Raw genomic sequence first — 12,527 nt, forward strand, 5'->3', positions numbered from 1 at the left:
GGCATATTCGATGTGGCCATTAAAAAAATAAAAAGAATCACATGAAAATCAGATATATACAATTTACATTCATATTATTCAGCCTGTCTTTCATATCCTGCAGGCATTACTTAGACGTGCCGCCAAAAAATGTAGTGCAGAATGCCGACCTTTTCAGTTCTTCGAAAGGAATGTCGGTCTATTTGTCAAGAGTATACAGCCAGATGCCTTACGAGGATTTTAAATATTCTCCCGGCGGTGGCTTTTTCCACGACTGGCTGGTTTGCCCGGGTGTGAATGAAGGGAGCTCAATTGGGCGCGACAGGAGCGGGGCTATGACGAGTGAGGCACAGGGAAACTGGAATTTCTGGAGCGGTGGTTTTTCTGTATTGCGGGATATAAACCGCCTGATAGAAACGCTGCCCGCCTATAAATCGAATTATACAGAAACAGAGTATAAACACTTTTTGGGAGAAGGATATTTTGCACGTGGCTACCTTTTCTATGCTTTTGCAAAGCGTTACGGAGGAGTGCCTCTTATTAAATCTGTTTTAAAATATCCCGAGAGCCCTGCCACCGAATTAGAAGTGCCACGTGCATCAGAAGAAGAAACCTGGAACCAGGCGCTGGCCGATATGGATAGCTCCATAGCGTTGCTGGCCGAAACAAGCCCGCAGCGGGGCATGGTAAATAAGTATGTAGCATTGGCATTTAAGTCCGAAGCAGCGTTGTATGCAGGCAGCATTGCCAAGTACAATACGCTTACAGGCTTTGGCGACAAGACCAAGGTGCGTGTAATAGGCTTCGACCCTGCTACAAGTGTAACAGCAGCCAATAAATATTTTACGCAGGCATATACAGCCGCTATGGCAGTCATCAAATCCAACAAATACGACCTGTACAGGAAAAAATGGGCCGCAGGAGATAAGGATGGTCAGCGACAAAACATGATAGATATGTTCTTTGATGCCTCCAGCCTGGAGAATATTTTTGTAAAAGACTATAAATACCCTGACCTGGCACATGGTTTTGATGTGTATAATATTCCGCGGCAACTGATAGGCGGCGGATATTCTTCTGGTAATTGCCCTACTTTGGAATATGTAACCCTGTTTGATGGTATTCCTAAAAATCCCGATGGCTCTGTTAAAACCTTTGATGCAAACGGTAAATATATTATGTATGATAATATTACGGATCTTTTCAAAAATGCTGAGCCCCGCTTAAAAGCCTTTGTATTGCTGCCCGGCGAAACTTTTAAAGGACAGACTATGGATATTCGGGCAGGTATTTACACAGGCAGCACAGCCAACGGAATAGCACCGTTGCGATCTGTTAATGGAAATGTAAATTATTCTTTAGCCGGTCCTGTTAAGTATACGGAAACAGATGCATACCGCGGAGTGGGGGCATTTAGCTCCAAAGTATTGTTTGTATCGCCACAGCAGGGTGATGAAATTGTAACATTACCCGATAATAGAAAAATAGCAGCATCGGGTGCAAGCGGACCATTTAATGATAATGCTACCTGTGCTATGACGGGGTTCGTTGTTCGTAAATACCAGAACGAAAATATGCCCCAGAACCTGGTACAGGAAGCCCGTTCCGAGCAGTCGTTCATACTAATGCGCCTGGGGGAAGTGGTGTTGAACCTGGCTGAAGCTGCCAAAGAGCTGGAACTGGCAGGCCAGCCGTCGCCCGACGGACAGAACTTAACAGGTGTTGCCTATGAGTCTGTTCGCCAGATAAGGGAAAGGGCAGGCGCTGATCCGATGGCTGGCCCGGCAGATATTGCGGGAGCCGACGGGCTGGAGCTGATCAGGAAGGAGCGGAAGAAAGAGTTGGCATTTGAGCATAAGATACTGTGGGATATAAGAAGATGGAGAATACAAACTACTGAAAAAATTAACGGCCAGACACAGGAAGACGGCACCAATTATAGCGGCTTATATCCATTTTATTCTACCGCTGCTAATAAATACTTCTTCGATGCAGGCCCTGAAATATTCCGTATCCGCTTCAGGATGACCTACCCCGAGTATTATTTCCTCATACCCGGCGACCAGGTATCGAAAAGCCCGGTTATAGACCAGCAGCCCGGACGATAATATTCTTTCACATTGTCTGTTGATTAATAAAATTAAAAATAGTAAGATGAAACCGGCATGATAAAAATTTTCATTTATATCATACAAGGGAATGAAAATTTTTATCATCAAAGGTTCCATTCGACAATTAAAAGCATAAAACATTTACGAATGAAAAAGCTATTACAGTATATCATTTTTCCGATCTCGCTTCTTTACTTCCTGTCTTGCGCTAAACCGGACAATTACGTGGAACCGGGTGAAACCATAAGAGGCAAAATAATAGATGTAAAAACCGGGGAACCTGTTCTCACCGATCAGGGCAGCGAAGGAACGCGCATACGTTTGCGCGAACTAAGCTGGAAAGAAACGCCATCGCCGGATAATTTTGATTTCTGGTGTATGAAAGAAGGGGTATACCAGAATACAAAAGTTTTTGCCGGTACTTATAATGTAAGAATAGACGGCGCTTTTATTCCGTTGGTACGGTTAAACAACAAGGGAGATACAATTGCCAATGAAAGTAAAAAGGTGGATATAAAGGGCGTTGTAGAAGTAGATTTCCAGGTGCAGCCTTTTCTTAAGGTAGAGTGGGTAGAAAAGCCTGTTGTAAAAGACGGTAAAATTACAGCGAAAGTAAAAGTAACAAGAGGGGTAAGCCGGGAGGACTTCAGGGCTAAAATCGAACCAATGGGTAATTATAATGATAATTTCTTAAATGTTACCGATATACAGTTCATGGTAAGCGAATCTCCGTTTGTCGGCTATCGTACTACTTATAATGATAACAGGAGAAAAGCGTATGAATATAGCGGCGCTGCTTTCGAGCCTTTGCTAGGCACACCTGTTGAAGTGACCCACAACGGGGTAATACAATCCGGGAGAACCGTTTTTGTTCGCGCAGCAGCAAGGATCAATTACGCTACTGAAGGCGTAAGGAGATGGAACTATAATGAGGCTATCAGGGTGGATGTGCCCTGATAAAACTAATTGCTGAAAAACGATATTGCGTATTATGAAGTATATAGCCTTTTTTTTATTTGGATTTGCCTGCTTAGCGGCAAGTGTACATTTGTTAGCCCAGGAAAAAACCGCATTTCAGATCGCTGCACCCTGGAACGAGGCTTATGATGTAAGATCTGATGTAGCTATTGTTTACGGTATCAATGATGCAGGCGGTAATTTTGAGCAGCGGGTAAAAGGATGGAGAGATAAAGGATATCAGATACATTTTATGACCGGCATTGCCTGGGGGCAATACCAGGATTATTTTCTGGGTCAGTACGATGGTAAAATGCATTTGGATGAAGGACAGGTGCAGCGCAATGGGGACACGATATGGCATGGTAAGAATGTACCCTATATTGTGCCTTCTGCCAATTATCTCGATTATTTGAAAACACATTTAAAACGGGCAATAGATGCAGGGGTAACGGCTATTCATCTGGAAGAACCGGAATTCTGGGCGAGAGCGGGTTATAGCGGAGCCTTTAAAAAAGAATGGAAAAGCTATTATGGTTTTGACTGGAAGCCGCAGCATGAGTCGCCTGAAGCAACCTGGCTTTCATCCAAGCTAAAATACCAGTTATACTATAATGCGCTGAAAGAATGTTTTGCTTATGTAAAAGCTTATAGCAAAAGCGTTGGAAAAGAAGTAAAATGTTATGTGCCTACCCATTCATTGCTCAATTATTCTGCATGGAAGATTGTCAGTCCGGAAGCCAGCCTGGCCTCAATAAACGATGTAGATGGATATATAGCCCAGGTATGGACCGGCACTTCAAGAGAGCCGGTTTATTTTAATGGGGTAAACAAGGAAAGGGTTTTTGAAAATGCGTTTTTGGAGTACGGGTCAATGATATCCATGATACAGCCAACCGGTAAAAAGATCTTTTTACTTACCGACCCTATTGAAGACTGGCCCCGCACCTGGGATGATTATAAGAGAAATTACCAGGCTACTTTTACGGCCAAGCTCTTATATCCATCAGTAGCCGATTATGAAGTGATGCCGTGGCCGAGCCGCATCTACCTGGGAAGGTTTAAGCTGGAGAACAGTAATGAACGGCAGCCTATATCTCCTGCTTATGCCACGCAAATGCAGGTGATGGTAAATGCACTGAACGAAATACCCGTATCTGCAAATAAAGTGAATGGAAGTCATGGCATCGGTATCCTTGTGTCTAACTCTATGATGTTTCAGCGGTTTCCTACGCACGCCGGTTACGAAGATCCCCAGCTTTCTAATTTTTATGGAATGGCAATGCCATTGTTAAAACGGGGCGTGCCGGTAGAAACAGTTCACATGGAAAATCTGTCTAATGCGAATACTTTAAAAAATATTAAGGTGTTAATAATGAGCTATGCAAATATGAAACCGCTGAGTGAAAGTTATCATACTGTATTAGCCGGATGGGTAAAGAGCGGAGGCGTGTTGATGTATTATGGAAGAGATAACGATCCGTTCCAGAAAGTGCAGGAATGGTGGAATACAAATGGGAAAAAATGTGAAGCTCCCTCCGAGGACCTGTTTAAAAAAATGGCATTGGACAGGATCGCCGTTTCTGAAGGGCAATTTATTAAAACAGGAAAAGGGTGGGTTTGCATTAACCGGCAGGATCCTAAGGAGCTGGTTTTAACAGCCGGAGCAGATGCTGCATTTGTCAATCACGTAAAAAAAGCATTTGAAACATATGCGGGAGAAAAGCAGCTCCTTTTTAAAAATAATTTTGTTTTAAAGCGGGGCCCATATATCATTGCAGCCGTTATGGATGAAAATGAGCAGGATGATGCACCGCTCAAGGTTAAAGGGCCGGTAATAGATTTGTTCGATCCTGAGCTGCCTGTATTAGAAGTGAAAGAGGTGTTGCCCGGTACACAGTCTTTTTTGTTGGATATAGCGAGCATTAAGTCGGAACAACCTAAAGTGCTTGCTGCTGCTTCACGGATTAATGACGAAATAATTACTGGTAACAGTTACACTTTTATTGCAAAGAGCCCTTCAAATACCATGAATGCCATACGAATCAGATTGCCAGAATCACCTAAAGCTATTAATGCGTATAAAGACAATAACGCGGTTGAAATTCTTTCGAGAACATGGGATGCGAAAACAAAAACAGTATTGTTGCGTTTGCCAAATTATAGTGAAGGGGTGCGTATCGATATAAGGTGGTAAGAATGTGCAAAAAAAATATAAAGCATCGTCAGGCATTTACTCCTGTCTGTTTTGACCGGTTTACAAAATCATCACGTTTATAAACCGGATAGATATTTTTACTCAGACTCTCATGACTCACCTGCTGCACAAATTTTTCCTGTGGCAGGATAAGGGCATCTTTTTACGCAGCACTAAGGGTTGTCAGTAAGATTTTAAATTTTTCTAAAAAATAAATTTGGAAATTACGTTGGCTTTTATAACTTTGGTTGCTTAAACGATTAATTATTAATGCTTGTTTGTTTATTCAGTTGCTAAAACGTTTTTTCCGGGAATTTATTAATAAAATGCTTAATCGTTTAAGCAGTGTCAGCTTTGTTGTTTTTTATATTAAAATAAACTGAACGATGATTAAAATTACGATGCTTTATCTTAGGAAAGTCTTGTCTGTTGCTTTCTTTTTATTGCTTGCTCACGTTGTGTATGGACAGCAGGATAGAACGACTACTTCAGTAAAAAAAGTCCCATTTAGAGTAACAGGCCGTGTAGCAAACCAAAAAGGAGAACTGCTGCAGGGGGTTTCTGTGCAGGAGGCAGGTACCACCAACGGTACTTCAACTGATGAAAGAGGGGTGTATGAAATTACCGTATCTGATGAGAATGCCAGCCTTGAATTTACGTCGGTAGGGTATATGCCCAAAACCATGACAGTGCCGAAGCGTGGCGTGCTGGATGTAGCACTCGATCAGGTTGTGGCAGCAGGCGACGAGGTAATAGTAGTGGGTTTTGGAACCCAGAAAAAAGCCTCGATTGTCGGGGCAATCAGTACGGTAGCACCAAGACAGTTACAGTTAACGCCCAACCGTTCGCTGAGCAATAACCTGGCAGGTATGGTTCCTGGCGTTATAGCTGTGCAGCGCAGCGGTGATCCATGGTCTAACAATTCTGATTTCTGGATACGCGGTGTAAGTACGTTTGGTGGCAATTCCAGGCCATTGGTTTTAGTTGATGGCGTGGAACGAAGCTTAAATGATATCGATCCGGAAGAGATCGAGTCCTTTTCGGTGTTAAAAGATGCTGCAGCCAGCGCCGTATATGGCGTACGCGGCGCTAATGGAGTTATCATGATCAATACCAAGCGTGGAAAAATTGGTCCGCCCCTTGTAAGTGCCCGTTTTGAAAGGGCCACTACTTCCTTAATACATGTGCCGGAATACGTGGGCGCTGTAAAGTATATTGAGTTAATGAATGAAATATATAAAGATGCCGGTAGGCCGGCACCTTTTAAACCGGATAGTATTTTACAGCTGTATCGCGATCAGTCAGATCCCTATCTCTATCCAGATGTGAACTGGTGGAAAGTAGTAGCCAAAGACAAGGCCTCCAACATGAGGGCTAACGTGAATATGAGTGGCGGTAACAACTTCCTGCGTTACGCCCTGGAACTGGGCTACTTTACTGAAGACGGTTTAATAAAGCGCGATACGAAGCAGGCATGGAATTCTGCTATAAAAGTAGACAGGTACAATGTACGTTCTAATGTAGACCTGAACGTTACGCCTACCACATTAGTGCGTGTAAACCTGGGTGGGTACCTGCAAACCCGCAATGGCCCGCCCGGCGATGCCAATGAAACCAATTTTGGTATCTTTTACCAGGCCTCCCGTGTACCGCCTTATGTGCATCCTCCCCAATATCCCGATGGACAATTACCCCGTATAGATTTCAGGGAAAATCCCTGGGCATGGGCTACTCAAAGAGGTTATGAGCGGTGGAATAATTATCAGCTGCAGTCCACTACCGCAATAGAGCAGGATCTTAAGGGTATTACGCCCGGCCTGAAAGCCAAGCTTACTTTTGCTTTTGATAAATTCTCAGGTAATTCGGTAATCAGAAGTAAAGTGCCTAATTACTTTATACCCGCTACCAAAAGAGATGAAAACGGCAACCTGGTGTTGCTGCCCCAGAACACAAATGGCCAGGAATTTCTTGGTTATGGTACCGGCGCTCAATGGGGTAACCAAAGTGTATATATGGAAGGAATGGTTTCCTACTCCAAAGTGCTGAATGCAAAGCACGATATCAATTCCATGCTTTTGTATAACCAGCGTAACTATGATAATGGAAGCGCCCTGCCGTTTAGAAATCAGGGGGTAGCCGGGCGGTTTTCTTATACTTTTGACAGGAGATATATAGCCGAAGCTAATTTTGGTTATAACGGCTCAGAGAATTTTGCAAAAGGAAAGCGTTTCGGTTTCTTTCCGGCCTTCGCTGCAGGATGGATTATTTCGCAGGAAAAATTTATGGAGCCACTTCAACCTGTTGTATCAACTCTAAAAATCCGTGGCTCCTGGGGAGAAGCGGGTAATAGTGATATCGGCGGACGACGGTTTGCCTATATATCAACCATTGCTGATTTCGGATATTACCGATGGGGCATAGATAATAATGATATCTACCGCCTCGGAAGGGCCGAAGGAGATGTGGGAGTTGCGGGCCTTACCTGGGAAACAGTTGCCAAACAGGATCTGGGAATGGAACTGGGACTCTTTAATGGCGCTATTAATTTCAACATAGACTTTTTTAAAGAAAAAAGACGCGATATTTTCATGCAGCGTAATAATGTGCCGGGATCGGCAGGGTTTATCAGGACTATATATGCCAATTTTGGAAAAGTAGAGAACCAGGGAGTGGAGATGTCACTGAATATGGAAAAGAACTTTTCAAAAGACTGGGCGGTAACTGCTATGGGTAATTATACCTATGCACATAATAAAAGAACAGAGATAGATGAGCCATTGGGCGTACTGGGCACCTACCGGTCTGCAACGGGTACCCCTGTTGGTCAGCTGTTTGGGTTAGTAGCAGAAGGATTATTTACTAAAGATGATTTTGACTCCAACGGTAAATTAAAGCTGGGCATACCCGATCAAACCTTTAGCGAGGTATTACGGCCGGGCGATATCAGATACCGGGATCTGAATAGCGATGGTGTTATTAATAACCTAGACAGAGCAGCTATAGGCGGACCCCGTACACCGGAAATTATTTATGGCTTTGGTGCAACAGTACGGTATAAACTGGTAGATGTCGGTTTCTTTTTCCAGGGGGCAGCCAGAACCTGGCAATTGCTTGGCGGCGAAAACTGGATGCCTGGAACTGCTTTAGGTGCTACCGGTAATATTTACACCAATATTGATGACCGGTGGACTCCCGACAACCCCAGGCAGGATGTATTCTGGCCCAGGCTCACCTATGGTGTTAATTCCAATAATGAGCAGGCTTCTACCTGGTGGCTGAAGGATATGAGCTTTTTGAGGTTGAAAAATATTGAGTTAGGAGTTACCCTGCCTGAAAAATGGAGCTTGAAGGCGGGAATGAAAACATTCCGGGTATTTGCTCGCGGAACTAATATGCTTACAATTGCCGGCTTTAAATTATGGGATCCTGAGCTGGAAACAACAGATGGGCTAAAGTACCCGCTTAACCAGTCTGTTTCCTTTGGCGCTACAATTAATTTTAAATAACCTGTTCAATACTACAACAGTTTTCAATTAAATCGTTTATGATGAAAAAGAATAAGAACTTAATCATGATAATAGCCCTGTTGCTGGTAACGCTTACAGGCTGCAGGAAATTCCTCGATAAAATGCCCGATGACCAGCTAACGATGGAGATGATCTTTAATGACAAGATCCGTACAGAGGATTGGCTGGCCGGTGTTTATTCAGGTGTGCCCAACCCTATGTGGGGCTATTTTAAAGACCAGGGATTTAATATTATGGCAGATGATATTACCATCCCGGCCGAATGGACGCCATTTGGATGGAAGAATGTATATGCTTATACTGTTGGCGACTGGAACCCGGGATCTGCCTGGAATCCCTATTATTGGGTAGAACTGCCCAAGAGGATCCGTTCAGGCCTGATTTTTATTCAGAATGTAAAAACCCTGCCAGGCGTTACTCAGCAGGATGTGGACATTATGAAGGCCCAGGCGCGTTTCCTGATAGCGTATTACTATTCGCTAATGATCGAAATGTATGGCCCTATACCATTCAAGCCCGGTGTTATTGAAGCCGTAGATGCACCTGTTTCTGAAATGTTGACCACTCAAACACCCTATGATGAAATCGTAAACTGGATTGACAAAGAGTTGAAAGAAGTGTCGGCATTATTACCTGCAGAATATAAATCCACTATTTACGGGAACGAGCACGACTGGGGGAAAGCTACCTCCATCATGTGCCTAGCCATCCGGGCAAGAACATTGCTGTTTGCAGCAAGTCCTTTGTTTAATGGCAATCCCGATCTTCTGGGCTGGAAAAATAAAAACGGCGATAATTTGTTTGGTGCTTACGATGCCACGAAATGGACGAAGGCGGCTGCGGCTTTTAAAGAATTGATCAACGCTGCAGAGAGTGCTGGCTATAGTCTGTATCGTGAATATAATAATGACGGCTCTATTGATCCCTTTATGTCTTATTATAATATGCAGCTGAAAAGATTTTCAGATGGCAATAAAGAAATTATTTTCGGAAAAGCAGATAACCCGGATTTGAATAACTGGCAGGCGCACCATCTGCCTATTGGCATTGGCGGAAACGGGGGTATGGGCGTTACCCAGGAACTGGTAGATGCGTTTTTTACGAAAAACGGATTGCCTATTACCGATCCTGCTTCAGGCTATTCTGAAAGCGGATTTTCTACACAAAATGAGACGAGAAATACAAAGTGGACCGGGGGTGGCCCTGCTGCGGGTATTGTTACCCAATCGGGTACATTTAACATGTATTGTAACAGGGAGCCACGCTTTTATGTATCGGTGATTTTTGATGGCTCATGGCTGGTGGATAATCGTAAAGCCGAGTTTGTACAGGGTGGCAGAGATACCAGGCTTTCTTTTGATGCCCCTCAAAACGGGTATAATGTGCGTAAAGGGATTAGTCTTTCCGTATTTCCCCGTGAAGGACGTTATGTGTACCAGCCGGGTATCTTATACAGGCTGGCAGAAGCTTATTTAAGTTATGCAGAAGCTTTAAACGAATCTAACCCGGGCGACCCCGATATTCTGAAATACGCAAACCTGGTTCGTGAAAGGGCCGGTATTCCTCCTTTAGCTACAGGATTATCGCAGGAGGAAATGAGAAAAGCCATAAGGGCCGAGCGTAGGATTGAATTTAATTGTGAAGGGATCCGGTTCAATGATATTCGCCGTTGGAAGATTGGTGAAGAAACCCTTAACCGTGGGTTATATGGTATGAATTTTACGGGCAATGTACGCAGTGATGCTGCTGCCAATCCCAATGCCTATTTTAAGCGCACGTTTTACAAAAACAAAATTTTTAATAAGCGTATGTATATATGGCCTGTGCCCCAGGCTCAAATGGATATTAATCCCAACCTGGTTCAGGCGCCTGGTTATTAATCAATTTAAATATTTTGATTTATGTTGAACTATTTCAAAGCATTCCTGATAGGAAGAAGAATATATAGCTATACACATTTATTCATTGGTCTTGGCTTATTGCTATTAACAGGTGCAGCATCCTGTAAAAAAAGTGTATTTCCGGACAGGCCGGCTATAAATGGGCGTGAAATTGTGTTAGACAAAACTTCTGCCAACCTGATGATTGGAGAGCAAACCATTATTACATTAAGCTTTAATGACGGACAAAGTTTTGTGAAGCCCTTTACTTTTTCTTCTTCCGATCCTAAAGTAGCAAAGGTGGAACGTGTTTCTTCGTACACAATAAGAGTAACTGCTATAAGAAAAGGCACAGCCCAGATAAAGTTCCAATCGGATGATAGCGAGGTAGGGCTTACCTGTAATGTAAATGTTGATGAACTGCCGCCGGATGGTATTACCCGTATATTGGCCATTGGAAACAGTTTTTCGGAAGATGCTATTGAAACGTATTTATATCCTGTCGCCCTGGCAGGAGGAGATAGTGTTATAATCGGTAATTTATATATAGGCGGATCCTCGCTCGAGGATCACCTGGCCAATGCGAAAGGCAATAAAAAAGTATATTCTTACCGTAAGATAGATAAGAACGGCAGAAAGGTAACCACTGAAAATATGAGCATTGAAGATGTGCTCAACAATGAACGGTGGGATTATATCAGCTTCCAGCAGGTGAGCCAGTTATCGGGCCAGTATGCAACATACCAGGCATCACTGCCGGAGCTTGTTGCGTATGTTAAGGACCGGGTGGTTTATTCGCGAACCAAATATCTCTGGCATCAAACCTGGGCCTACCAGCAAAACTCAACACATAGTGGATTTGCCAACTACAATAACAATCAGCAAACCATGTATCAGGCCATAGTAGATGCCTCCCAGAAAGCCCTGACGCTGGGTGCTTTAGATAAGGTCATTCCCGCGGGAACAGCTATCCAGAACGGACGCAGCAGTTTTTGGGGCGATAATTTTTGCCGGGATGGTTACCACCTCGACCTGAATGTGGGCCGTTACCTGGCAGCCTGTACATGGTATGAGGCCATATTCAATAAGAGTGTTGTCGGTAACTCGTATAACCCCTACAACTATCTTCTTTCAGATACAGAGCGGGCAATGGCACAGGAAGCGGCCCATGAAGCTAATTTACATCCTTATGCCACTAAAGATCTTACTGCTTATAAGCAGTTCCCCGCGGCTGATCTTACTGTTCCCGTATTTGTAGATGTAGCGCAAACGGTTCCGGTGTTTGGATGGAATGGTCTTACAAGCCCTGCCGCAAATACAGCCATCAGTTTCTTAAGAAATAAAGATGGTGCAGTAACACCCATAGGGCTTACATTAACTGAGGGTTTTAATAATATCAACCAGGATGGAGAGAAAGCAACAACAACAGAATTTAATATGCCTGCTTCTGTTTCCGGAACTTCTTATTTTGGAAATACCAAAGCCGAGTTTGGCAACGTGCTGGTGAGGCAAAGTGTGATTCGCTTAACCGGCTTCGATGGCTCCCGTTCTTATAAGCTATGCTTTTTTGGATCAAGAGGTGGTATTGCGGAAGGCCGGCAGACGAAGTACACTGCTAAGGGGAAAAATACGGTAATCGTAAACCTGATGACCGGCTCAAATAAAACAAATATTGCCTGCGCTGAAAATATTATACCCGACTCGAACGGAAACATATATATAACGATAACAGCTGGCGATTTGAATGATAATTCAACCGGGTTTTATTATTTAAATGCCATGCGGATTGCACAGCAGTAAATGGATAAATATTGGGGAATGTGGTGCGGTTGGCATAAGCCACTTAATGGATAGCTTTGTCAGACAGCGATATTAA

The 12,527-nt window shown here is 43.6% G+C and carries 6 protein-coding genes; all 6 read left to right on the forward strand.

What is annotated here, in order from left to right:
- The first annotated feature begins 41 nt into the window (after window positions 1–41).
- The 6 genes from ACYVBM_RS14410 (at window position 42) to ACYVBM_RS14435 (ending at window position 12,451) form a co-directional block, all read left to right on the forward strand.
- Window positions 42–2,087 carry a RagB/SusD family nutrient uptake outer membrane protein gene (locus ACYVBM_RS14410; RefSeq protein ID WP_460686380.1) on the forward strand — a complete coding sequence of 682 codons (2,046 nt, stop codon included), beginning with the start codon at window positions 42–44 and terminating at the stop codon, window positions 2,085–2,087.
- 150 nt (window positions 2,088–2,237) lie between these two features.
- Complete coding sequence (locus ACYVBM_RS14415) at window positions 2,238–3,047, forward strand: DUF3823 domain-containing protein (RefSeq protein WP_460686381.1); 810 nt, start codon at window positions 2,238–2,240, stop codon at window positions 3,045–3,047.
- A gap of 34 nt (window positions 3,048–3,081) precedes the next feature.
- Window positions 3,082–5,244: a hypothetical protein gene (locus ACYVBM_RS14420; protein ID WP_460686382.1), complete on the forward strand. Its 2,163-nt coding sequence runs from the start codon at window positions 3,082–3,084 to the stop codon at window positions 5,242–5,244.
- Between the two features lie 386 nt (window positions 5,245–5,630).
- Window positions 5,631–8,750, forward strand: coding sequence for a SusC/RagA family TonB-linked outer membrane protein (locus ACYVBM_RS14425; RefSeq protein ID WP_460686383.1), 3,120 nt, complete (start codon window positions 5,631–5,633; stop codon window positions 8,748–8,750).
- A gap of 38 nt (window positions 8,751–8,788) precedes the next feature.
- A complete protein-coding gene (locus tag ACYVBM_RS14430) occupies window positions 8,789–10,651 on the forward strand; it encodes a RagB/SusD family nutrient uptake outer membrane protein (protein WP_460686384.1) in 1,863 nt (620 codons plus the stop codon).
- A 21-nt stretch (window positions 10,652–10,672) separates the two neighbouring features.
- On the forward strand, window positions 10,673–12,451 hold the full coding sequence (locus ACYVBM_RS14435) for a DUF4886 domain-containing protein (protein ID WP_460686385.1): 1,779 nt from the start codon (window positions 10,673–10,675) through the stop codon (window positions 12,449–12,451).
- The last annotated feature ends 76 nt before the right edge of the window (window positions 12,452–12,527 follow it).

The sequence above is a fragment of the Niabella aquatica genome (assembly GCF_054779315.1).